The organism is Enterovibrio makurazakiensis (genome assembly GCF_050336585.1).
GTDB lineage: Bacteria > Pseudomonadota > Gammaproteobacteria > Enterobacterales > Vibrionaceae > Enterovibrio > Enterovibrio gelatinilyticus.
Genome location: NZ_JAKJSE010000029.1, coordinates 21,078 through 45,808 on the forward strand (window position 1 = coordinate 21,078; position 24,731 = coordinate 45,808).

Below are 24,731 nucleotides of genomic sequence, written 5' to 3' on the forward strand. Positions count from 1 at the left end.
AAATGCGTACACACTTGTTACTCTCCAGTCGCGAATCTCGCCATACTCTCGCACAACTTTTTCTCAGTGGTAGCGCAGTAATCATTGTCCTACTGCTCTCTTTTTTATGGTTTTACCGCTCTATCTACCAAGATACTGAAGAGAAAATGAACTACTTCTTGCAGGCAGAAATAGTCAGTTTGAACAGTGCGGTTGGTGATTGGCAAGAACACAGAACAAGAGAGCTGCAAATCATTGCCAGTGACAAACAAGTACTACGAATTCTTCGAGATACTGGGGTCTACGAAGGAAGGGAGCTGCACGCTGAAGATTCCATTTATACCGCATTAGAACTCTATGCAGAGAGCTTTCAATTCAGCAACATTGCTATCTTTTCACCAAGTGGCAAATTAGTTATCAATTTAAACGATGAAAGCGAAAGTGAGACTATCCAATCTTACCTACGCCATAGCTCTGCCATCTTATCGAACAAGCTGTATGTCGCCCCTCCCGAAAACCTCCTAAAATCCAAGACTGATCCAACCATCACTATGGGGGTCGTGCTTAAAAATAGTAAAAAAACGGAATTCGCTGCTCCTATATTACTGGTCACGCGGAGCAGTCATGACTTTAACAAATTATTTGAAACGCATAACGGTGAACCGACACGACTTGCTTTCGCGGTTAATCGGTTAGGTAACGTGGTTGCCTCATCGTCTGCTTCGTCCATTTACCACAAGAGTCTCGAGTCCAGTAAAAAAACCACGGCACATGCAACACCGTCGAACTTATTAAGTTCTCAATCAAACACTTTTGAACTCAATACCCAGGGGTTTGCTGGCCACTTCCCCTATCAATCTATTGGTGTGTGGCAATGGCACGAAACTTACCCCGTTGGCCTCGTCATTGAATTTAGTGCGGATAAAGCGCTAAGTATCGTTGCACAAACCCGTACATACTTATCCTTTGCTTTTCTTGTAGTGACGCTTGCTTTTTCCCTATTTATTTGGAGGCACGCGAAGTCAGTTTTGAAAATTGGTTTTAGCCAACGCTATCTGGAATCGATCCTTCGCCACTATGCTGACGGCGTCATCGTCATCAATGAATCTGGACAAGCGATTACGGTCAACGACCGAGCCAAAGAGCTTGTGGGACTTCCTGAATACATGCCAAAAAAAGTACGACTTGATGAATACCGATCGGACGACAATGCAGCTTTGATCGACGTACTTGAGCATTCAAAAGAGCGAGCAATCGCATTGGGTGAGTTCAGTCGAGTAGAACAACAAGGTAATCTGACAGACGCTACTTTTCTCAACATAAAAGCAAGTCATCAACTCATTGGGAAACGCAATTACGTTGTTCTCAACATCCGAGATATCACCCAGCAATCCAATACGGAAGCCAAGCTCAGCCGAAGCAATGCCTTGTATTCTGTTTTTAACACCGTACAAGACATGTACATGACGACAGGGAATTCTGAGCGTTCGTTCCGAAAAGCCCTGATCGTATTAGCGACATTCACCGACAGTAAAGTCACCGCGATGCTCGAAATTAAAAATGGTGAACAAAAACTACTTTTTAAGCATCAGGTAACAGGGCTTACGAGCAGTTTCGAGCAACTACCAGAGCATCTTTTACCCCTTGCTGAATCTGCCATTAGCCAAAGACGGACGGAATTTTCAACCTCAACATCGCAGGCCAACGGTAATAACCACACTATTTATCCTAACTACGCATTACTCCCTTTGATCACAAAGGGCCAAGCGATTGGTGTTATCGTCCTAGCCGGGCGCGAAGAGCCCTACTCAGACCAGCAAATCAATTGGATTTCTCCTGTGGTGAAAAGCATTTGCAGCATGCTGTACTCTGACAAGCAAACGCAATTGAACCAAGAGGTGAATGAGGCACTGATCAAAACCAAAGAAGAAGCGGAGCACGCCAACGAAGCAAAATCCAATTTCCTTGCCATGATGAGTCACGAAATTCGTACGCCAATAAATGGCATCATTGGCATGTCAGAAGTCCTCGATAATTCACAACTATCCTACGAACAACGTCACTACAACGACACCATTTCAAGCTCTGCAAATGCACTGCTAGATATCATCAATGATGTCCTAGACCTGTCTAAAATAGAAGCAGGCAAAATGACCATCCGAGAGGAAATATTTACGCTCACGGAACTCATGGAGAACGTCACGAACATTGTTGCGCCGAGAGTGAAGGAGGAAGTCTGTTTTACCTCATATATCGACCCAGCCTTACCCCGGGAAATGGTGTCTGATTTTGCCAAATTGAGGCAAATCATCGTCAACCTTGCGGGTAATGCCGCTAAATTTACAGATTCTGGCTTTGTCGATGTATCAGTCAAGCTATTGGCTCGAACTGAAGATAAATGCGATATCGAGATTTCTGTGACGGACAGCGGTATTGGTATCAGCGAAGAAAACCTAGCAAAAGTCTTTGAGAATTTCTCTCAGATCGATAATTCCAGCAAGCGGCGTTATCAGGGTACAGGTCTAGGCTTGCCGATTTGTTGTAAATTTGTCGATTTATTAGGGGGGTCAATTGGCGCTGATAGCCACGTTGGTCAAGGTTCTGTGTTTACGACTCGCTTAAGCGTTGGTATTTCACAAGCTGCCACTTTAGTGCATGCCGAGCCTTCTAAATTACTCAAACATCAGAAAGTGCTGTTAGTGTCTCGATGCGTCAGTCAAATAACCAATATTAAGCGATATCTCGCGTTTCATGATATGTGTGCAGAGTTCGCTCGGGACGAAAAGTCAGCGATACGTTTACTTGAGCAATCGCCGGGATTTTGCATAACACTGATTGATCACACTGTATCAATTAGTGATATTAAGGCCTCGCTAGAGGAGAGTGACCGCACCAAAAATGTCCTATATCTCGCAGATATAAAAGGGATTGTCACTCAAAACAGTCTATCTATCTCTGCAGCACTGACCGCACCTTTCAATATTTTCAATATGACAGAGATGCTCGAGAGCATTGTTTCTATGGATCAGAAAGGCCATTCTCGTGAAGCTATATATCGTTCCCTAATGCAGCAAGAACACCAAGTTAAACGAACGGTCAATACCTTATCACGCAGCGGTCTTTCTATCTTGGTTGCTGAAGATCATCCCGTCAATCAAGAGCTCATTACGACTATATTGAAAGGGTTAGGCTGTAAAACCACTATCGCGGACAACGGAGCCATTGCCTTTGAACGCTTTATGTCAAACCGTTACGACATGATATTTATGGACTGCCAAATGCCTGTCATGGACGGCTATGAGGCCACGCGAAAGATCCGTCAATTAGAAACCGTCAATCAACTCCCTGCCGTACCTATTATTGCTATGACCGCAAATGCGTTGGTCGGAGACCGCGAACGCTGTTTGCAAGAAGGGATGACCGAGTACATTTCAAAACCATTTAAACAACAAACATTGATTGACATGATGAACGACCTGATGCCATCGGTTGGTGATTCATCACAGGGTCATCAAGACACTGTATCACCTATTGCCGCTGACTCACTCTCAAGCCCACAAACTGCCAATATGGAGGGCAATGTATACGCACAGAGTCATTCAGCGTCTCACACCTCCTCTCGTGCTCTCAACAATGTCCCACCCAAAACACAGGATCAAGCAGTGACTGCGCTTAATAACGCTCAGGGTGCCCTCAAAGAGGATAATCATGACACTTCTACCTTTGACCTAACAACGCTGCGAGAAACAACAGGAGACGATCCTGCTTTGATCGCCATGCTGGTTGACCGCTACATCGAGACACAAGAGAAAGACATAACAGCGCTTAAAGGGGCTTGGAATAACCAGCAATTCAATGAAGTGAAGAAGCTTGCCCATAAAATGAAAGGAGCAGCCCTTATGGTAGGCGCCATTGATTTCGGCGATCTATGCAAAGAGATAGAACAATACGAGTTCGAAGCCGATGCCCCGCCAGAGAGTTTACTCCACGAAGTGCAACACAAATCAGCGTTATTATGTGAAAGAATGCTCGCCACAAAGCGCTAGTAGAACATAAACAATAACGCAAGATTGAAAAGGTTGCTTTTTGAACCCTTTTTGCGAATATTGCAAACCTAGCTCCACTATCTTCAGGTAACCCTAGGCAAATAGGCATTTTTTTATTAATTTTAACTCAAACAATAAAAAACATAATTTTAATGATTTCAACATTTTTAGAGAGTACGCCATGCCGACTGTTATCCATTTTCCGACAGAAAATGTGCCACCAGCGACGCAATCTTGCGCCCTGACTGAACTCATCCGTGATGAACTTTGCCATCTGAGCTCCAATGAATATATGGTCAATTGCATCCTAGAAAGGATGAAACCCTTCATCGCGACTCTGGACTGCGATTTAGAATTAGATGTTGAAATCACCTCAGACAACGAAGCGGGTGTGATGCAAATGATCCCTGCAGTGCAATCACTTCAATCTCGATTTGATGGCATCATTTCAGAAATTATCTCTGAGCGTATTCTTCATGAAATCCATTTGTTCCATATCGAACGCGCCAAGAAAATCTGACAAATCCAACACCAACAAACGAAGAAAGGAGCTGTTAGCTCCTTTTTTTTGTCTACTTTTTAACACTCATTTTGCGAAAATAGATTTACTCCTCTCGCAGTTTGCAAGTAAGGATGCAGGTATTCATTCACGTATATCGGCTTATTCAATCACATATCGCGGCAATTTTATGGCGTTTATACAGTGCGTAAATCCCCCCGCTTAGTCCAGAACGCTTAAAAGAGTGGACATTCCCCACCACAATCATCATTTACTTATATAGTTATCAATACGTTTCATTGTTAAAGCAAGAGCTCAAAAAAATGACACTAGTTACATTGGCGCAACAATTGCAAGAGACAATAAGCAGTTGCAATGTCTGGAGGCATTATGGGAGTAGCAGCAATTAGCACAGGTTCAATTCATACTTTTCAGTCGCGATCTGGCGCTCGAAAATTTCCACGGATTGAATTTGCTGCCCAAATCGAAATTGATGGCATTCTCTACCCCACAAAAGAGTGGAGTGTCGGAGGCTTCTCCATTGGTGATGACAAATACCCAGGTAGAAAAGGTGACAAGCATCACGGCAATCTGTGTTTCGATCTCCCTGTAGGGCGTTTTTCTACTCCTGTTCAATTCGAAGTAATGAGGGCAAGCGAGCATGGCTATGCGCTTGGTTGCCAATTCTATTCTTTAAATTCTGGTCACCAAAAAACACTGCAAAGCATCGTAGATACCTACCTGACGGGCGAAACCATCTCCCTCGAAAGTGTTACGTCATATGGAGTGAAAGCCCAACTTCACGAAGAAGAAGTGAAGCGTATGCAGCAAAACTGGTGGCGGTTTGCGCTGGTTGCTCTCGTCTCCCTTACTTTGATAGTCACTGCTGCGCTGATGATCCAGTCCCGCATTTTATCTATTACCTCCGAGCATGCTGCCGTTAGCCAACCCGTGCTCACCCAACGTAGCTATAACAATGGCGTTTTGCGATTGGGAGACTACAAACCGGGACAACTCGTGAAAAAAGGAGAACTTCTGTTTACGGTATTTACCGATGAAGGGACGGATCTGTTAGCCAAAGACAAACAATTACTCAATGGCATAAACAGCCAAATAAATTATCTGCAAACACTTTTGCGTCAAAGTAAAGAATCCGTCGCACGTTACAACTCTCGCCTCTTCAATGAACTGCAACTAGTCACCGAGAAAAAACAATTACTTGAAGACGAGCTCGTGACGAGAGAGCGTATTCTGGCTCTCTATACCAATGGTGTAAAAAGAGGCACAGTTGATGAAGTCTCACGAGAGTTAGAGCGCGTAGAAACCTTCGAGATAAAACGCCAACTGCTCACTATGGACAATCAACTTGAAGATATCGAACACAAACTCGATCAAATTTTAATCGGCGTTCCTCCAAGAGAAGCACAGGGCGATCTTAACTCTCCCTTTGAAGTGCAAAGTAAGCTCGATATCTTGATCACAAAGAAAGACCAAGTACTCGAAGAAATTGAGCGCCTTAAAACCCGCGGTCTCGCTTACGCGCCTTGTGATTGCTACATCGTCACTATCAATGCATCTGATGGTCAAGTGGTTCAAACTGGTACCTCTGTGTTTGAACTTTCACCTGCTTCACAACAAAACCGCACCGCACGCTCTATTCTGGCTCTCATGCCACTTGAAGGTGCTGAGCTCATTAAGATAGGTATGCCAGTGGAATATCGACTGGCTAGTCGAGATGACAAATTGATAGGTATTGTTGATCACGTCCAATACTACAGCGCGTCCAACAGTGATATATACAACGAAGAAGGTGAATCTCTCAGTGGCTTACCAAAAACGCTTCCAAGGTTACAACAATACTCGCTAATAAAAATTCTACCTTCTGAGTTTGACCGCGATTCCATCGTTAATGAACCCGTGACGGTGGTGGCGACTGTGGGTTGGAAAGACATTTTCAAACATTGGTTTAACCTATGAATGTTAATAACCTAGTCGTCAAAAACTTTCACCGTGATGACCCACGTCACGTCACCATTTTATGGTGGCTATTCTTTGGCGCGCTTCTTCTCGGTCTTTGGGCTCTCTACACCATATTGCCGTCTGACAAAGTGCAACCTGAAGTACTCTACACTCTTGGGATCATTGGCGCTTGGCGATACGGTTGGAAAACGCTTCACCTCTTACGTGGTCTCTACTATCAGTATGTTCGCTACCCAGCGTTATCGGTTTTAGCGGATATGACCCAGAAACCCAGTGAAATTTTGTTGGTGATCCCTTGCTATCGAACCACGCCCGAAATTAGTGCCCCCGTATTTAAAGCACTAATTGACGAAATCGGAAATTTTGGCGTCGCATGTCGCGCGGTTGCTTGCGTCACGGATGAAGCAGATATCAGCATCATCGAATCTCAATTTGATAAGCTCAAGCAACGCGTTCCTGTCAGCCTCTATATCATCGATCAAGATGGCACAGGTAAACGAAACACCATGGCGGACGCCCTGACGCTATTGGCTGAAGATCGCCCAGTATCTAAAGACAGCATTCTCATCTTGATGGATGGCGACACCGTGCTCCCTGAGGGCATTCTGACAAAAGTGTCTGGTTTTCTCATGCGTTATCACGACCTTGGTGCATTAACAACGCATAACAAACCTATCGTCAAAGGCAATTCCCTGACGCGCCAATGGTATCGCCAACGCATGGCTCAACGTCATTTCTACATGAGCTCCTTAAGCCTGACTTATCGCGTCCTGGTTCTCACCGGTCGCTTCTCGGCTTATCGCGCTTCCTTGGCTTTGTCACCGGACTTTATAGATAGCTTAAGGTATGACCACGTTAACCATTGGCGGTATGGGCGCATCAGAATGCTGACAGGCGATGACAAGAGCACCTGGTACTTCGTGCTCAAAGAGCAATGGAAAATGCTCTATCTTCCGGATGTATCTGTAACATGCTTAGAAGATGCCCCATCAGGAAGTTTTGTCAAAACGAGCATGTCTCTCATGACTCGTTGGTATGGCAATATGTTGAGAAGCAATATTCGTGCAATTGCTCTTGGTCCAAGAAAAGCGGGGTGGTTTCTCTGGTTCTGTTTGCTTGACCAACGTGTCAGCATGTGGACCACCCTTATCGGCCCATCATTGGCATTGGTCGTTGCGACTTACATGGGAACAAAAGTGGTGATCGCGTATCTGTTCTGGGTGATCGCAACGCGAAGTATCAATGTACTCTTAATCTCCGTGCAGTCTGGTCAATTCCACCCTATTTTCGTCCCACTACTATGGTACGAACAACTGATCGGATCCTTGGTGAAAGTGTACCTTTTCTTCCATCCGAATGTTCAACGTTGGACTCGACAGGGAATAAGCGGGCAAATCGAAGATCACTCTATCTCTCATGAAATCAAACGATGGCTTCCACATTTGCAAACCACCGCCGCATTCAGTTCTTTACTGATCTTCGTCATGTGGCTTTATGGCTGACAACGATACGCCTTAGCGAGAAAGGTAACCGAGGTAGAAAACGGCTTAGGTGAATAGAGTAAGATGGTATCAGCGCCCAGCGCCATGGCCTTGTTACGCATTTGATTCACAGCCCCCTCAGTTAGCGTACCGTCGCTAATCATCCAATAGTCATACCAATGGCCTTGAGAACCAACCACAACACCTTTATCTTCACATGCGGTCATTTCTAGGGCGTCGCCCCACAACACATTGATATTTTCAGATTTAGGCTCAGGCATTGTCACACACGCTGACAGTAAAAATGGGGCAGTAACAAGTAGCCACTTCTTCATGTTTTTCTCTACGTTTATTATTTGGTTACACAATAAGATTATACCCGAATGACCTCATTATTCATTGAGAACTTATGGGCAGCATGTGTAAAACGGACTTGCTCAAACAGCTATCACCCTCTAGAATAATACTGTACATAAATACAGTATTATGAATTATGCTTGATGACATTCTTGCTTTGCACTCTGGGATTTGGACAGCCAATCGCCTCTACCAACCCCAAACACAATACCTCTCTAGCGGCCATGAAATTATTGACGAAAAACTAGAGGGCGGCTGGCCAAAATCAGGGGTAGTTGAACTTCAACTTCCCTGCTTTGGTATTGGTGAACTACGCCTCGTGCTCCCTTCCATTGCCAGCGCATTAAAACACAGCGAACTGGTGGTATTTGCTGCCCCGCCCGGAGAGTTAAACCCTATCGCGTTATGCCAAGCCGATTTGGATTTGAACAAAGTCATCATTCTACATTCAACCTTGCCATCAACATTGTGGTGCATTGAACAAGCCATCAAAAGCGGATGCTGTCGAACTGCTGTGCTGTGGGGAAAAAGCCTCTCTGTCACGCAAGCAAGGCGCTTACAATTAGCCGCAACAGAGAATGATTGCTTACTGTTTATGTTCACCTATCAAGCAAGCTCACAAGGCTTACCTGTGAGCTGTCGGCTTGCCATGACACCATCTGAAGAAGGGCTAAATGTTCGTGTTGTTAAACGCCGCGGGCTGCCTATCCCTCCTTTCCACTTACCATTGCCACCAATCTTTCATGCCTATCAACGACATCTCTTAAATAAAAGCCAAGATAACATTCATGTTCTCCCATCAAGCAATAACGTTGTGCCTTTATTTCGATGATGCTGTGGATCTCTTTTTACTTCCCCGCCCTTCTCCTCAATACCTTGGAGCGTGATAACGGTTCGACACTGCCACTGATCATCCTATCGGGTAGCAATGGCTCCGTCTGTCAGGCCAATCAAAGCGCCTTTGAACATGGCATCACGCTTGGCAATGATTTAGGCACAGCCAGTGCGCTTTGCCATACATTGCATGTTGTGAATTACGATGGAAAAAACGAGGCTGAACGCTTATTGCAATTGGCTTCTGTGCTTTATCAAGTCAACGCCGACATTGTGCTTTATCCCCCAAATGGCTTGCTCATGAAAGTCTCCCCTATGCTCAAGCTCTATAGGTCTCTCGACCATTACTGGCATACCTTATTGCCGTTATTAACAAATGAAAACGTGACCTTTCACTTTGCGCTAAGTCCCTACCCTGAAGCTGCATTAAAACTGGCGCAAGCCAAGTCCGACAAAGGGTTTCTCACACCAGAGTCCACACAAAGTGCTTTGGATGCACTTAATGTTCGTCAATTGGGCTTTACCGACAAACAAGCCGTGCAATTTGAGCGCATGGGATTTCGCCAAGCCAAACAACTTTTTGCTTTACCCATTTCCTCTTTAGGGCAGCGATTTGGGAAAAGTGTGCCTGAACAACTTCGCGCTCTGACACAGACCCAAACCGCCAAGCAAACCTTTTTCACACCGCCTGAGCACTTCCAGCAATCCATAGAGCTCTTACATGAGATAGCCAACAGCCAAACCCTGTGCTTCCCACTCCAACGTATGCTCAAAGAAATGGAGAAGTTTCTAGATGCCAGAGAGGCGGTGGTTCCGAATGTCATGCTGATATTCACCCAGCGTGAAAAGGATGACAAAACGCTGACGCTGTCGGCCGCGGCGCCTGAATCTCGCGCCAATCGATGGATGCCTTTACTCCAACTGCACTTAGAAAAACTCACACTCGATGCACCTGTTACCCATATCCGCCTTGAAGCGAGCACCTTGCTGCCCAAACAATCCCCGACCCAAGACTTATTCGCTGGAAAACGCGGGCAACTGACATCTGGCGAGCTCATTAGCCTTATGCAGGCAAAAGCGGGAAAGCAGGCGGTGTATAGCTTAACGCTCAAAAACGATCATCGCCCTGAACATGCTTTTCGCCGACAGCCTCCATTACACGCCTGCGAACAAACACTACCCACTCATCTTCCATCGCGACCATCACTGCTGCACATGTCGCCACGGCCTCTGCTCGCTCGACCAGAGACATTAACAGGCCCTGAGCGCATCAGCGGAGGGTGGTGGGACAAAACCCCCATTCAACGCGATTATTTCATCGCACGTAATCAGCAAGGGCAATGGTGCTGGGTATTTCGAACGGCAACAGGCGAGTGGTTTGAGCATGGTCTTTTTTGCTAAACGGATTCAACATGACAAATAGCCCATCAGCTCAACACCCTTGGTTTGGCGAGTTACATTGTAAAAGTAACTACAGCTTTTTAACGGGAGCATCTCACCCTGAAGAGTTAGTCTTTCGCGCTGAAACCTTGGGGTATAAAGCCCTCGCCATTACTGATGAATGTTCACTTGCTGGCGTAGTACGTGCTTACACCGCCATTCGGGATCAGCAACTCTCGCTCACACTCATTGTCGGGTCGGAAATCACATACCAAGGAGAAAAATTGATTCTGCTTTGCCCGAGTCGAACGGCTTATGGCGAATTGGCGCGGCTGATCACCCAAGCGCGTATGCGCAGTGAAAAAGGGCGTTATCAGGTTATGAGTGATGATTTTGACCATATCAAACACTGCCTGTGTATTTGGCTTCCAACGCTTGATCACGAACAAAACAACGAGAAAACGCCTTTCCAACATTGGCTAAAAAACATGTTTGATGAGCGGCTCTGGATTGGCGCTGAACGTCTTCTACTGCCTGATGAATCCCGCTACCTTACCTTGATAGAAACACTGGCTAGTTCACTCGCCCTTCCCATCGTGTGCACCAATGACATTCTCATGCACCACCCAAGACGCCAGCCTCTCCTTGATGTGCTAACTGCCATTCGTTTAAGAAAGCCGCTTCATGAGTGCGGACTGTCACTGCCTCGCAATGGAGAGCAAGCGCTAAAGCCTCTCGACAAAATCACTAAGCTCTACCCGCCAGTGTGGATACAAGAAACCGCCAGCATTGTTAAGCGGTGCAACTTCTGTCTAAGCGAATTACGCTACGAATACCCTGCAGAGTTAGTCCCCGATGGGTACACGGTTAGTCATTACCTTCGCCACCTTGTTGAGCAAGGTATCAAACTGCGATTTCCAGACGGCATTCGCCCTGATATTCGCGCCATCATTGAAAAAGAATTGGTGCTCATTGCGGAGCAAAAATATGAATTCTTTTTCCTCACCATTTACGACATTGTTCAGTTTGCCAAATCACAGGGGATTTTGTACCAAGGGCGGGGATCGGCGGCGAATTCAGTGGTGTGTTACTGCCTAGAGATCACTGCGGTAAACCCCGACAAAGTTAATGTGCTATTCGAGCGCTTCATTTCCAAAGAACGCGATGAGCCCCCTGACATTGATGTGGATTTTGAACACGAGCGGCGTGAGGAAATCTTCCAGTATATTTACCAAAAATACGGTCGTCAGCGCGCCGCACTGGCTGCCACCGTGATCACTTATCGGTTTAAAAGTGCATTTCGAGATGTCGGAAAAGCATTAGGCATCAACGAAACACAACTCGATTACTACATCAAAAACCTTAACCACAGGGACAAAGAGCTCGATAAGACCGAGCAACTCAAAGCGCTAGGATTAGACATTGAGTCTCATCACGGGCGCTGGTTATTGGAATTAGTGGAAGAGATACGCGGGTTTCCTCGCCATTTAAGCCAACACGTCGGTGGGTTCATTATTTCCGCTGGGCCATTGTATGAACTGGTTCCTATTGAAAATGCCGCCATGGCAGAACGAAGCGTGATCCAATGGGACAAAGACGACCTCGAATCTCTAGGATTACTCAAAGTCGATATTCTGGCTTTGGGTATGCTAAGTGCTATTCGTAAGGCATTTGCGATAATTCGCCAGCATGATAAACGTGCCTTATCAATCGCAGACATTACTGCCATGGGAGACGACCCACAAGTCTATCAACAGCTACAAAAGGGCGATTCCGTGGGTGTTTTTCAGGTGGAGTCCCGTGCGCAAATTAACATGCTGCCAAGGCTGAGACCCGCCTGTTATTACGATTTGGTTATACAGATAGCCATCGTGCGTCCTGGTCCAATCCAAGGGGACATGGTGCATCCTTACTTAAAACGTCGCTGGGGGAAAGAAGCCGTTTCCTATCCCTCAAAGGAGGTTGAGTCTGTACTTTCTCGCACCATGGGAGTGCCTATCTTTCAGGAGCAAGTGATTCAACTCGCCATGGTGGCTGCGGGCTTCAGTGGCGGTGAAGCGGATCAACTCCGTCGTGCCATGGCGGCATGGAAGCGCAGTGGTAAGCTCGCACCTTTTCGCGAAAAGCTAATCAATGGGATGCAAGAACGAGGTTACGATATCGCGTTCGCGGAACAAATATTTAAGCAGATACAAGGCTTTGGTGAGTATGGTTTTCCCGAATCCCACAGTGCTTCCTTTGCTGTATTGGCATATACCTCGTCTTGGCTCAAACATTACTATCCGGTTGCCTTCTACTGCGCCTTGCTCAACAGCCAGCCCATGGGGTTTTATAGCCCCTCCCAGCTACTTCAAGATGCCAATCGTCATGGTGTGAAAATCCTACCGGTATGTGTGAACTGCAGCGATTGGGATCACCAACAAGTTGTAGAGAACCACCAATACGCACTACGTTTGGGTCTTCGTCTTATAAATGGCTTTTCTGCGCAAGGGGGGGCATTACTTCTTTCCCATCGACCCATTCACGGCTTTCAGCACATCAATGAACTGCGCCAATGTGGTATGAACAGGGGTGATCTCCAAGCACTCGCCAGTGCTAATGCCACGCAGGTTCTTGCTAACAATCGCTTTTCGGCGCGATGGCAAATGATGGACGACACCCACACCCTGCCATTGCTTGCGAATACCACGCCTACAGATAATGACATACAAACCATTCAATCCCCCACCGCCATTGAGGATGTAATTGAAGACTATGCCGCAATCGGGCTCACGCTGGGTAAGCACCCCATTGCGTTATTAGATGAAAGTGGGAAATTGGGAAAGCATCGCCTTGCCAGTGAACTCTCCACTGTCAAATCCGGATCTGCCGTAACAGTTGCTGGAGTCGTGACAGGACGCCAACGCCCCGGCACAGCAAGTGGCGTTACTTTCATGACCTTGGAAGACCAAACCGGCAATATCAACGTGGTGGTGTGGTTAGCAACAGCAAGAGCGCAGAACACCCCGTTTGTCACAGCCAAAATATTAAAGATAAAAGGAATTTTAGAGCGAGAAGGTGACGTCGTGCATATTATTGCTGGACGCTTGATCGACATGACATCGACGCTCGATCAGTTACTCATCCAAGCAAGGGACTTTCATTGAGCAGCATAGACTGGAGATGAATCAGCCGAAGTAAACCAGCAACAGACACATTTTAATTGCCAAAAAAAGCATCGACATTTTCAACACCAACACAACGGTTAGAAAATTATTCAGTAAGAAATTTAATATAATTATTTTTGAACATCGTAAACTTTAATGCTTCAACATTATTCGCACCCTCCCAAAGACTTCACTTAATCATTAAAGTCTCGTTCTTGACTCCTGATAAATATCATTCTTAACTTTCAAACACCTTTTCTATAATCCAAATTAAATTTGTCAGCATTTATAATATGTCTCATGTTGCATGAGAAACCATGGGCTTATATCCACAAATACCAATCTCATTAATGTCCACATAATTAGACACTTTATTATTGACCGATAATTATTGTGAAGTTAGAGTTCAAAATAATTAAATTTACACTGGAGTTGGTGAACTAACTTTCACTCGAACATACTAAAAGACTCCCCTGTAATATCTCGTCTAATTCCAAATCAGACCAACGGATAAACAATCACAAATGGGACATCAATATCATGAGTAATGCAATGCTGAATTTTTCTATCCGACCGCGTGCGTTAAGGTGGTTAGATCTATGCACTTTTGGACCTAAAAAAGGTGAAAGCGTAGACTTACTAAATAAAAGCACGGTGACTTGGTTCAATGACCAAGTTAGCCTTGATGAATCATCACATGAAACACAAACAGAACTACAAATTGGAGACGGGGTCGAATCAGACGCAAGGATTCGTGCATGGCTGGATATCGCTTTCTATAAACCCGACCAACTTAGACAACGTATCGCCTATGCACTCAGTCAGATTTTCGTTGTTTCCGATAAAGATGCCGAGCTGAGCGGTAGACCAACTGCACTGGCAAATTACTATGACCTACTGGTAAAGAATGCTTTTGGTACATACAAAGATCTTCTTCGTGATGTTACTCGCTCGCCAGTCATGGGGCATTACCTAACCATGGTTAACAACTCAAAAGATAACCCTGATGAAAACTATGCGCGAGAAATTCTCCAGTTGTTTTCTTGTGGACTTCATGAGAGGGAAATTGACCATAACTTAGATGGGCTTGAAGCCACTTACAAACTTGATACCGATAACAAACGTATCCCTTGTTATACCGAAGATGACATTCGTGAACTAGCTCGAGTCTTCACGGGCTGGGTGAGAAATAATGATAGCTGGCATACCCCAATGATTCAGTTAGAAGACTCCGAAATCCGTGATTCAGAATCCAAGAGTTTATTTAATGGGACACTTTTTTTTAATGCTGGTAATGAAAATTATGACGAAAATGAAGGTACAGACAATAGTGAAACTGATTTAGAAATACTACTGGAAGCTCTACAGAACCATCCTTCCACCGCGATTAATATCTGCTATAAACTCATACAGCTTTTGGTTACATCAAATCCGAGCAGTGCTTACTTACAGCGTATCGTGGATGTGTTCAATGATGGCACGGAAAAACTCGTAGAACTGAAACAACCTGCTCCAGCGGCTGGAGAAGAGAAAGGCCAATTGAAAGCTGTTATTTGGGCAATTATTTCTGACAATGAAGTTTATACTGCTCCTCCAACATATATGAGCAAAATTCGGGAGCCTTGGTTGTCGCTTGTATACATATATCGTGCCTTGAATGTCGACGTACTCCCTAACGTTGGAAATGGTGGGGACCAGTCTAATAAAAGAATTAAAAACAATTTGAGATATTCCAAAACATGTAACCAATACCCACTTGGCTCTCCTTCTGTTTTTAATTTTTACTTACCTGATTATCAGCCAGTCGACTTGTTACCTTTTGAGTACAAAGATAGTAGCTTGACTTCACCGGAACTGCAGATAATGGATTGGTCACACATTATCTCTGTTCAAAATCATATATACGGCATGTTTAGTAGGAATATTTCTTATGGCGAGGGAATCACCAATACAAACACTTGCCTAACTTCAAGTGATGGAGGAATTTATAATACCTATCAGAAGTTACTATTTGTTGACATTGGGCCTTTTTATAATGCCGTTAAAGTGTCAGATAAAATTGGGTTTGTGAATGCCGTCTCAACTCGGTTTTTTAACTCTCTCATGCCAAAAGATTTAGAAATCCAAATTATTGATGCATTCCCACGCGGAGATTTATCAGTGCAAGCCTCGAACTGGACACAAAGACTACTTTCGTTAGCTTTATCGTCTCCATACTTTCATGTGCAACAAAACCTAAATTCATTCCCTTATAGAACGACACTTCCTGAGCCTGCTGGTAGCGGTTATGTCAACTGCAATATCTAGAGCCTTTTTGCAGATAAACACTCTTAGCAAAGTGATCAAAAAATTTGGAGATTTAAAATGAAAGTAACAAGACGAAATTTTGTTCGAGGAATTGGCGCAACGGGTTTAGCTACTATGGTTCCCAGCATTAGCTTCAATGTGAATGCATCAACCAATTGCGATGAAAACAATGGCGATTATAAAGCCCTAATTTGTGTTTTTTTGAAGGGTGGGAATGATTTTTTCCATCAAGTTGTGCCCAATGTTATTGAAGGCGACAACAATGTTTATAGCAAATATACTCAGAGAAGGAGCGCTTTTCTTCCCACCTCAGAAAGTACGAATGAACCAACGATAGAAGGTCAATACTGGGATGCTCAGCTTAAAGATGAAAACGGAAAATCCATCTTTATTCATAATGATATGAGTGAATTATCAACATTTTTCCAAACTGGAAACGCAAATGTCGTGCTTAATGTCGGCACTTTACTTCAAGACACTAACAATCAAAATCTTAGTACTGCGAAGTTACCTAGCAACTTGTTTGCACATAATAAACAGCAAGAAGCGTGGCAGAGAAGTTTCCTTAATAGTGACGGAGATGAAAGTAAAAACGGTTGGCTCGGTAGAGCGATTGATGAAATTCAGGACGATATAGACGGTGCAATTTCCAATAACTTCTATGGCGGTCCGCATGAGCTAATGGATTCTGAAAAAACTGAAGCGGTATACTTGAGTAAAAGTGGCTTCGACCCACTTCGCTTATCATTTGGAAGAATGGGGACGTATTACCAAAATATTTTTGGTATCAATTACATTCACAGTCCGTCGGCGAGTTCCGTTTCACATCCTTCACCGTTAACAGCTGCTTATGCGAATGCGATGAAGAGTGCCCATTTTTACTCTGATAAATTGAGATCTATTTTTTCATCGAGTGACGTGCAGCCTGATGAATCCATTTCCTATAAATCAGGGAACACAGAATCTAACTTTGCTCTTCAGCTAAGAGCGGTAAGGCAAATGATTCAAGCTAGGAAATGTCTTGGGGGGACAAACGGAACCCGCCAGGTGTTTTTCGTTGAATTAGGCGGTTTTGATACTCATGCAGAACAAGAGCTAAGACAAAGTGATCTGATGAAAGAGTTTTCAACCGTGACTAATTTGTTTTATGCGTCATTAGGAACCATGAATGATAGCGTCATGACAGGTACTTTGTCGGAATTTGGTCGAACTATGCATACCAATGATAGAAACGGGACAGATCATGGTTGGGGAGGAGGACAGTTTCTCTTTGGCCCCACTGTTGCACATCCAATTGAAGATGATATTGAGTCGAGAAGGTGTTTTGGCAAATACCCCGATTTCGATGAGGCAGGTGATGATGATAACGGTGAGGGTAGACTTATCCCTAAGATTTCTCATGAAGAATATGCGGGCTATATGCTGAATTGGTTAGGCCTTGAAGCTCATCAGATTCAGGAGGTATTTCCTTTACTGCGCGACGATCCGCATTTTGAAGTTATGTCCGCATCCGGCGTTGTAAACAACAATCTATAAGTAATCTTGGCCGGGGGTACCCCCGGCCTTTGTGTTCTAGAGTGTGAAGCGACTACTCGAACGACTTCATTCCTTATCAATATCTCAGCTTATAGTCTATCAAGACAAGCGCTACTATTTATGGAGTGGTCTTTTCTGCGGGTATCCTGCCAACTGGGGTTCAAGTCAGTATCGAAAAAGAATAAGCTCTGCTGAACATTCAGTGGTGTGTTAGCACCTAGAGGTAACTTCGGTAAACTCAAGCAAGGTAAATTTCCTGTTCGATAGTTGTATAATTCGTGTTATCTAAAAATTTATTGCTTTCACACTGCTTTTCCCTTTCTTAACACTCTTTTCTTCTACTAAAAGCTCAGCCGCAAGCCCGGCGATATGATCAGCATCTCAATAATCTATCCAAAACTGCCGCCAGAAAGATCGAAATCACACATATGACGGAAGCTTAATGCAAAGCCAATCTAGAGGAATATTATCCCATCGAAACGTTTCGATGAGCTTTGTTCGATGAACAAAACAGCACGATTTCTCGCTCATCTTCTATTCAATATTGCAAGACGTGTAACCGAAAGGTCGATGTAATGAAAAAAACAACTCTAATAAATTCTGATATTTCTTATTTGCTAGCGACGCTAGGCCATACCGATGAGATCACCATTTGTGACGCGGGTTTGCCTATTCCCGATGCTGTTTCTCGTATCGACTTAGCGCTTACGCATGGCGTACCGAGTTTCATTGATACCGTTCGAGTGATCCTCACAGAGTCTCAAATCGAAGGGGTTGTGATGGCGGAAGAGTTTGCGACCGTGAGCCCTGAGTTACACCAAGCGCTCATGACTGAGCTAGAAGCGGAACAAGCGCGTTGCAACAAAACATTCAATATCCAATATGTCACTCACGAGCAATTCAAGCGCTGCACGCGCGATAGCAAAGCGGTGATTCGCACGGGTGAATGTACGCCTTATGCCAACGTGATTTTTCAAGCTGGCGTTGTTTTCTAAACATTCCAAAAAACAATATTTAAATGACAACCTGTTGCCGAACGTGGCGAGCCACTGAATGTAACGGGAAGAATGGAAGGTACATTATGTTTATTCGAAACAATACCGTGCAACATGCCGACGGATTCCTGAACAAAACGCCAATATTCCAATTTTTATTGCTGTCTTCTGTGTTTGCATTGTGGTCTGCGGCAGCAGCGCTGAACGATGTTTTAATCACACAGTTTAAATCGATTTTTGATTTGTCTAACTTTGCATCGGCGCTGGTGCAATCTGCCTTCTACGGTGCTTACTTCCTAGTGGCTATCCCTGCCTCTATGGTTGTGAAGAAAACATCGTATAAATTGGCGATACTGATGGGCTTAGCACTGTATATCTTTGGCTGCATGATGTTCTTCCCTGCGTCCCACGCGGGCACTTACACCATGTTCTTGGCTGCGATTTTCTGTATCGCAATTGGTTTGTCGTTCCTTGAAACCTCGTGCAATACCTATTCTGCGATGATAGGTGAGCCAGAACGCGCCACGTTACGTTTGAATGTTTCTCACACCATCAATGCGATGGGCTACATCATAGGTCTACTACTCGGTAAGCATCTTATTTTCCAAGAAGGTGTCGACGTTGGCCATTTGATGGCAACGCTATCAGGCCCAGAGCTAGAAGTATTTAAAGAACAAGTACTGCAACAAACCCTAGAACCTTACAAGTGGTTGGTGGGTGTGATCGCGACGGTGGCAATCCTTATTGCGGTAACGGAATACCCGAACTGTAAAGCGGTGTCACACAAGAAAGATGACCAGCCATCATTTGGTGAAACCTTGGCATACCTTGCTGGCAATGCACGTTTCTTCAAAGGTATCGTGACGCAGTTTGCTTACGTGGGTATGCAAGTGGCGGTGTGGTCATTCACCATTCGCCTCGCGCTTGAAATGGATTCAACCATGGTTGAGCACGATGCAGCCAACTACCTGCTTTATGCATTTATTATGTACTTCTTAGGTAAGTTGCTAGCGAACTACTTATTCACTAAGACCTCGCAAGAAAATGTCTTGATGGGCTACTCAGCGGTTGGTGTTTTCTGCTTAATCTACGTCACGTTTGTGCCTAACTTCAGCGCGGTATGGGTTGCTGTGGGTACATCAGCACTATTCGCACCATGCTGGGCAACTATCTTCGCGTCGACGCTGCAATCGGTTGATACGCGCTACACAGAAACTGCGGGCGGTTTTGTGGTGATGTCCATCATCGGTGGCGCAGCGATTCCTGTCGTACAAGGCTTGATGGCGGATCACATGGGCATGCAAACCTCATTCATCGTCAACGCCGTCTGTTTTGCAGGTGTGTTCTGCTACTTCTTCAGTGAGAAGAAATACAAGCAAACCTTTTCTTACACGGCAGCGACAGCATAATTGAATAGAGTGGTCACTCTACGAGGGTGACCACTTTTTGAGGTGACTATGTTTACTATCCCACTTTACAAAGAGCAGTTCCGCAAAGAGAAAGTGCTGATTGCACAATCAGATTCCTTTGAAATCTACTCCTTCATTTACAACTCCGGCATCCACGCCGTAGAGATCAAAAACGCAAAAGGACACCTCGTTATCTTGCCATTTATGGGACAAATGATTTGGGACGCTGAGTTTCTTGGTACCGATTTGTGCATGAAAAACATGTTTTCAGAGCCGAAGCAGGCGAAAACGATTGTTGAGACGTACGGATGTTTTGCGTTCCACGCAGGTATGATTCGCATGGGGTGTCCAACACCTCAAGATGACCATATGCTGCATGGCGAGATGCCTTGCGCAGCGATGGACAGTGCTTGGCTCGAAATCAGTGATACTGCGGCCACAATGAAAGGCAGCTATGAGTATGTGATGGGCTTTGGCGACCATTACTTGGCGCAACCGTCAGTTTGCTTAGCAAAAGATGCCAGCATGTTTGATATTCAAATGAAGGTGAAGAACCTCGCGACCGTGCCAATGCCACTGCAGTACATGTGCCATATCAACGCCGCTTACATTCCCGATGCGGTGATGACACAAAATATCCCTGACCACGCCTTTAAGCTACGCGAAACGATTCCTGCTCATGTTCAGCCAAACGAACAATGGCTCGCGTATAATGAGACATTAAAAACCTCAGCCCCTATTCAAACCCTGAACACGCCGGACATGTACGACCCAGAAATTGTTTACTGTATCGATGGTATTTCACAATACGCAAAGCGCGCGGTATTCAACATGAACATGGGTGACAAACAAATGGTGACGGAGTTTAGTACCGATGAATTTAATAGTGCGACACGCTGGATTTTGTGCAGTGGTGATCAGCAGGTCGCGGCGTATGCTCTGCCTGCTACGTGTCGCCCTGAAGGTTTTTTAACCGCCAAAGAAAAAGGCACGTTAATTTACTTACAGGCGAATGAAGAGCGCAGCTTTACGGTGCGTACAGGCATTCGTTAACGTCCCGATATTTATCTTCTTTGCTCTCTTCTCAGCGCACGAATAGCGCCTGTTGGGAAGAGAGCAAAAAAGAAAGAGAAAATGTCTTTGGTTTTCCAGCTGAAGCGCGTTGAAAAACCAAAGGCTTTTTAAAAGTCATCTTAATAGACAAAGTTCGAAAAACGTTCCTCGAGAACCAAGGATTCCCCAATGAACAAGTTAGTTGTGCTAGGCAGTGTAAACGCAGATCACGTTCTTCAAGTCCCTTCTTTTCCTCGTCCTGGTGAGACTTTACATGGTCGCAACTACCAAGTTATTCCGGGCGGAAAAGGCGCAAACCAAGCCGTGGCTGCCGCACGTTTGAATGCTGACATCGGCTTTATTGCATGCGTGGGCGATGACGCATTTGGGATCAACATCCGTGAAAGTTTCCGCTTAGACGGCATTAATATCAGCGGGATAAAGATGCAGCCAAATTGCCCAACGGGTATTGCCATGATCCAAGTATCAGACAGCGGTGAGAACAGTATCTGCTTGTCAGCAGAAGCGAATGATTACCTCACTGCGGATGCCATCAGTGATGATTTGGCGACGATTGCTAACGCGCAATACTTACTCATGCAATTGGAAACGCCGTTAGAAGGCATTGAGCGAGCCGCTCAGGTCGCCAAAGACAATCAGACGCAAGTCATTCTGAACCCTGCACCAGCACGCGCGCTACCTGATGCGTTATTGCAAAATGTGGATGTTATTACCCCAAACGAAACCGAAGCGGAGGTCTTAACCGGCATCACGGTTCAGTGCGATGAATCCGCGCAGCAAGCGGCGAACATTTTGCACCAAAAAGGCATTACGACAGTGATGATCACGCTTGGAGCAAAAGGGGTTTGGTTGAGCCAAAATGGTGTGGGTCACTTGATCGCAGGATTTAAAGTAGAAGCGACAGATACAACGGCAGCCGGCGATACCTTTAATGGAGCATTCGTCACTGGTTTGCTCGAAGAAATGCCTATAGAATCAGCCGTTAAATTTGCTCATGCCTCCGCCGCGATCAGTGTCACTCGCTTTGGCGCGCAAACGTCCATTCCTCATCGTGAAGAAGTTGAGGCGTTTCTTACTAAGCAGTATTGAGGATTAGATAATATGGCGACAATGAAAGACATCGCGAAACTGGCCTGTGTATCTACCTCAACGGTCAGCCATGTTATCAACCAATCTCGTTACGTAAGCGAAGACATTGCAGAGCGGGTAAACCAAGCCGCTCTGCAGCTCAACTATTCGCCATCTGCATTAGCACGAAGCCTAAAAACCAATCGAACCAAAACATTGGGGATGTTGGTGACCACGTCTTCAAATCCTTTTTTTGGCGAAGTGGTAAAAGGGGTAGAACGCAGTTGCTACCAAAAAGGGTACAACCTCATCTTGTGTAATACAGAAGGCGATCAACAGCGAATGAAAGAATCCATCACCACGCTATTACAAAAGCGTGTAGATGGCATGATTCTGATGTGCTCTTCGCTAGAAGGCGAAAACATCGACGTTTTCGATCGCTACCCTGATGTTCCCGTGGTCGTCATGGACTGGGGCCCTATGCTGTTTGCCAGCGACAAAATCCAAGATAACTCGCTTCATGGTGGTTACTTAGCAACGAAGCACTTGATTGAATGCGGCCACCAAAACATTGGCTGTATTACCGGGCCATTGAATCGCTACCAAGCCCATATGCGTTACGAAGGCTACAAGCGGGCACTCAATGAGGAAGGTCTCGCGTTTCATGCGAATTGGATCATTGAGTCCAATTTCGAATGTGATGGTGGCTATGATGCATTTCATCGCATGTATCAGAAAGGACCATTGCCGAGTGCCATTTTTGTTTGTAACGACATGATGGCGATGGGCGTTATCAATGCAGCCAATGAAAAAGGGATTGCGATACCGAAAGACCTCTCGATCATTGGTTACGATGATATTCAAATTTCCAAGTACATGACGCCTTCACTCACCACTATTCATCAGCCTAAATATCGTTTAGGTCAAACAGCCGTGGAGACACTGCTTGCCAAGCTCGAAAAAAATAGCGACGAGGCGAAGGTGATTCAGCTCGAGCCAACGCTGGTGAAGCGTTGCAGTGTCGCAATTCGACCATAGCGGGTTACGTCTATTTGCCCACTACATGTACTTATTCGTCACCGCAATATTAATCACGCTGAATAACATCAACGCTCGATCAGCTACTCATCCAAGCAAGTGACTGTGGCGAGGACATCTTATGATTCCAACCACAGGACTTTCACTGATCATAGCAACAGCGTTGATAGTCGATCAGCCGAAGACTTCTTCGACATCCACCACTTTGGAGCGGTTTACTGTGATTTTCCAACGTTGCAGTGTCACACTACCGTCTTGGTTTTTCTGCTTTGAAATCAAGTTAAATTGGTGGCGTTTATCAATGGATTCTTGGCTGACTTTACCCTCATTGAGGGTATAGAAGCGCTGCTTACCTCGCGCCATCAAACGCGAGAATGGACGGAAATCAACTCGCCACACCTCACGTGTCATGTCATAACCACTGAGGAATTTGGTTGTCGACATCTGCGTCACCATCTTGATGCGCACCACTGACTCTTCTCGTTGGCGAAGCTTACCGCGACGTACTTTGCGAACATCATCTGGGATTTTGTCGAACGGAATATAATCCAGCCATTCAAGTTGATTGCCGATTCGCTGCCCTGACGTTGGGTCCGTAAACAACTTGCGCCATTTAGGGCGACCTTTACGAATCCAACGCCACAATACATCACGAAGATCATCTTTAAAGATTTCTCGTAATGCATATAAACCCGCCATAGCCAAAACAAATGACAAGGTAATCTCCCCGAGGAAACTGCGCATACGGATAATCGCAATGGTCACGAAGATCATCACAAGCCCCGTTGCCGTACCTTTGGCCAACTTGTTCAATGTTTGTCCTAACACCACATCATTTTGTCGAATGGTGACTGGGTACTCAATCAAACGGCGTGCCAAGCGCATCTTATTAACCATACGCGTTGGATCATTTTGCGCCTTCATTGAGTTGTAGTTTTTCTCAATACGATAGGCGGCTTCTGATTCACAAACACCAATCAACTGTTCACGAATCGGTTTGAAAGCCGCACTTCTGGGCATATGAGTGACCAAAGAGAGGAAGCGCTGTTCAGTAAGCCATGACAAGTAGTTATCAATGTTATTAAAGTATTTGATCAGGCTTTCATCTTTGGGTTTATAACGACGAAGACGACGTAGAATTTCTACCGCCATGTCCGTGATCATTTCTAGCTGTTCAACCGCCTCTTCTTCAGAAAGATCCTTCATCGAATCAAAAAAACGGTGGGTAGTTTTCTCAAGTGACAATGAATACTGATAGGCGTACAAACTCAAACTGACACGATATTTGTCCGACGGGAGTTTGTCCCGGCTCGCCAAGCGTGAATGTACGAGAGGAAGGTGATATTGAGACGTGAAATAGGTACGTGTATTCGACAATACCGTGTTGTAGAAATCATCTTCACTTAATACGTTCTTGGAAAAGTTAAGTTCACCAGGAACAAAAAGGTAGAATTCGACATCCTGTCGTTTTATCTCTTCATTTAGTATCGCTATCCGTGCGGTTAATCCCTCTAATTTTTCAACAGAGATCAATGATGTACTCCAAACTTTTATCTAAACGGCCTTGTGCGATATGCCGTACATTTTAACGAATTTGCTTTT

The 24,731-nt window shown here is 45.1% G+C and carries 16 protein-coding genes; 14 read left to right on the plus strand and 2 right to left on the minus strand.

Features of this window, described 5'->3' with window-relative positions:
* Positions 1 to 2 precede the first annotated feature (2 nt).
* From L4D06_RS20455 to L4D06_RS20470, 4 genes are all read left to right on the plus strand, one after another.
* Positions 3 to 4,025, plus strand: coding sequence for a response regulator (locus L4D06_RS20455; protein WP_429741030.1), 4,023 nt, complete (start codon positions 3 to 5; stop codon positions 4,023 to 4,025).
* 181 nt (positions 4,026 to 4,206) lie between these two features.
* Entirely contained in the window at positions 4,207 to 4,545 is a 339-nt protein-coding gene (locus L4D06_RS20460; RefSeq protein WP_274166085.1) for a hypothetical protein, read from the plus strand.
* A gap of 354 nt (positions 4,546 to 4,899) precedes the next feature.
* Positions 4,900 to 6,501 (plus strand): HlyD family secretion protein, encoded by a 1,602-nt coding sequence (locus L4D06_RS20465; protein ID WP_429741032.1) that lies wholly within the window; start codon positions 4,900 to 4,902, stop codon positions 6,499 to 6,501.
* Entirely contained in the window at positions 6,498 to 8,006 is a 1,509-nt protein-coding gene (locus tag L4D06_RS20470) for a glycosyltransferase (RefSeq protein WP_429741034.1), read from the plus strand. Before L4D06_RS20465 ends, L4D06_RS20470 begins: the two co-directional genes overlap by 4 nt.
* On the opposite strand, the gene L4D06_RS20475 is transcribed toward L4D06_RS20470, so the two are convergent.
* A complete protein-coding gene (locus tag L4D06_RS20475; RefSeq protein ID WP_429741036.1) occupies positions 7,997 to 8,320 on the minus strand; it encodes a DUF4156 domain-containing protein in 324 nt (107 codons plus the stop codon). The two genes, L4D06_RS20470 and L4D06_RS20475, sit on opposite strands and share 10 nt — an antisense overlap.
* A gap of 158 nt (positions 8,321 to 8,478) precedes the next feature.
* Between L4D06_RS20475 and imuA the strand changes: the two genes are divergently transcribed.
* The 10 genes from imuA (at position 8,479) to L4D06_RS20525 (ending at position 23,129) form a co-directional block, all read left to right on the plus strand.
* Complete coding sequence (imuA, locus tag L4D06_RS20480; protein WP_429741038.1) at positions 8,479 to 9,174, plus strand: translesion DNA synthesis-associated protein ImuA; 696 nt, start codon at positions 8,479 to 8,481, stop codon at positions 9,172 to 9,174.
* Entirely contained in the window at positions 9,171 to 10,577 is a 1,407-nt protein-coding gene (locus L4D06_RS20485) for a Y-family DNA polymerase (RefSeq protein ID WP_429741040.1), read from the plus strand. Before imuA ends, L4D06_RS20485 begins: the two co-directional genes overlap by 4 nt.
* Before the next feature lie 11 nt (positions 10,578 to 10,588).
* Entirely contained in the window at positions 10,589 to 13,702 is a 3,114-nt protein-coding gene (locus L4D06_RS20490) for an error-prone DNA polymerase (protein WP_429741042.1), read from the plus strand.
* 540 nt (positions 13,703 to 14,242) lie between these two features.
* Positions 14,243 to 16,009 carry a DUF1800 family protein gene (locus L4D06_RS20495; protein WP_429741044.1) on the plus strand — a complete coding sequence of 589 codons (1,767 nt, stop codon included), beginning with the start codon at positions 14,243 to 14,245 and terminating at the stop codon, positions 16,007 to 16,009.
* A 57-nt stretch (positions 16,010 to 16,066) separates the two neighbouring features.
* The gene (locus L4D06_RS20500; protein WP_429741046.1) at positions 16,067 to 17,545 is read left to right on the plus strand and encodes a DUF1501 domain-containing protein; all 1,479 of its coding nucleotides are present in this window, start codon (positions 16,067 to 16,069) and stop codon (positions 17,543 to 17,545) included.
* A gap of 575 nt (positions 17,546 to 18,120) precedes the next feature.
* Positions 18,121 to 18,540, plus strand: a complete 420-nt coding sequence (gene rbsD / locus L4D06_RS20505; protein WP_429741048.1) for a D-ribose pyranase — start codon at positions 18,121 to 18,123, stop codon at positions 18,538 to 18,540.
* An 86-nt stretch (positions 18,541 to 18,626) separates the two neighbouring features.
* Positions 18,627 to 19,949 (plus strand): L-fucose:H+ symporter permease, encoded by a 1,323-nt coding sequence (gene fucP, locus L4D06_RS20510; protein WP_429741050.1) that lies wholly within the window; start codon positions 18,627 to 18,629, stop codon positions 19,947 to 19,949.
* 48 nt (positions 19,950 to 19,997) lie between these two features.
* Positions 19,998 to 21,002, plus strand: coding sequence for an aldose 1-epimerase family protein (locus tag L4D06_RS20515; RefSeq protein WP_429741052.1), 1,005 nt, complete (start codon positions 19,998 to 20,000; stop codon positions 21,000 to 21,002).
* A gap of 189 nt (positions 21,003 to 21,191) precedes the next feature.
* Complete coding sequence (gene rbsK, locus L4D06_RS20520) at positions 21,192 to 22,112, plus strand: ribokinase (protein WP_274166097.1); 921 nt, start codon at positions 21,192 to 21,194, stop codon at positions 22,110 to 22,112.
* A gap of 12 nt (positions 22,113 to 22,124) precedes the next feature.
* Positions 22,125 to 23,129 carry a substrate-binding domain-containing protein gene (locus tag L4D06_RS20525; RefSeq protein WP_429741054.1) on the plus strand — a complete coding sequence of 335 codons (1,005 nt, stop codon included), beginning with the start codon at positions 22,125 to 22,127 and terminating at the stop codon, positions 23,127 to 23,129.
* 174 nt (positions 23,130 to 23,303) lie between these two features.
* Here the strand turns inward: L4D06_RS20525 and L4D06_RS20530 are convergent, their stop codons facing one another.
* Positions 23,304 to 24,662: a hypothetical protein gene (locus tag L4D06_RS20530; RefSeq protein WP_274166101.1), complete on the minus strand. Its 1,359-nt coding sequence runs from the start codon at positions 24,660 to 24,662 to the stop codon at positions 23,304 to 23,306.
* Positions 24,663 to 24,731: the final 69 nt, after the last annotated feature.

Bases quoted from the DNA above. Each gene is read 5' to 3' on its own strand.
- L4D06_RS20455 (WP_429741030.1), top strand. From the start codon at position 3: ATGCGTACACACTTGTTACTCTCCAGTCGCGAATCTCGCCATACTCTC.
- L4D06_RS20460 (WP_274166085.1), top strand. From the start codon at position 4,207: ATGCCGACTGTTATCCATTTTCCGACAGAAAATGTGCCACCAGCGACG.
- L4D06_RS20465 (WP_429741032.1), top strand. From the start codon at position 4,900: ATGTCTGGAGGCATTATGGGAGTAGCAGCAATTAGCACAGGTTCAATT.
- L4D06_RS20470 (WP_429741034.1), top strand. From the start codon at position 6,498: ATGAATGTTAATAACCTAGTCGTCAAAAACTTTCACCGTGATGACCCA.
- L4D06_RS20475 (WP_429741036.1), bottom strand. From the start codon at position 8,320: ATGAAGAAGTGGCTACTTGTTACTGCCCCATTTTTACTGTCAGCGTGT.
- imuA (WP_429741038.1), top strand. From the start codon at position 8,479: ATGCTTGATGACATTCTTGCTTTGCACTCTGGGATTTGGACAGCCAAT.
- L4D06_RS20485 (WP_429741040.1), top strand. From the start codon at position 9,171: ATGATGCTGTGGATCTCTTTTTACTTCCCCGCCCTTCTCCTCAATACC.
- L4D06_RS20490 (WP_429741042.1), top strand. From the start codon at position 10,589: ATGACAAATAGCCCATCAGCTCAACACCCTTGGTTTGGCGAGTTACAT.
- L4D06_RS20495 (WP_429741044.1), top strand. From the start codon at position 14,243: ATGAGTAATGCAATGCTGAATTTTTCTATCCGACCGCGTGCGTTAAGG.
- L4D06_RS20500 (WP_429741046.1), top strand. From the start codon at position 16,067: ATGAAAGTAACAAGACGAAATTTTGTTCGAGGAATTGGCGCAACGGGT.
- rbsD (WP_429741048.1), top strand. From the start codon at position 18,121: ATGAAAAAAACAACTCTAATAAATTCTGATATTTCTTATTTGCTAGCG.
- fucP (WP_429741050.1), top strand. From the start codon at position 18,627: ATGTTTATTCGAAACAATACCGTGCAACATGCCGACGGATTCCTGAAC.
- L4D06_RS20515 (WP_429741052.1), top strand. From the start codon at position 19,998: ATGTTTACTATCCCACTTTACAAAGAGCAGTTCCGCAAAGAGAAAGTG.
- rbsK (WP_274166097.1), top strand. From the start codon at position 21,192: ATGAACAAGTTAGTTGTGCTAGGCAGTGTAAACGCAGATCACGTTCTT.
- L4D06_RS20525 (WP_429741054.1), top strand. From the start codon at position 22,125: ATGGCGACAATGAAAGACATCGCGAAACTGGCCTGTGTATCTACCTCA.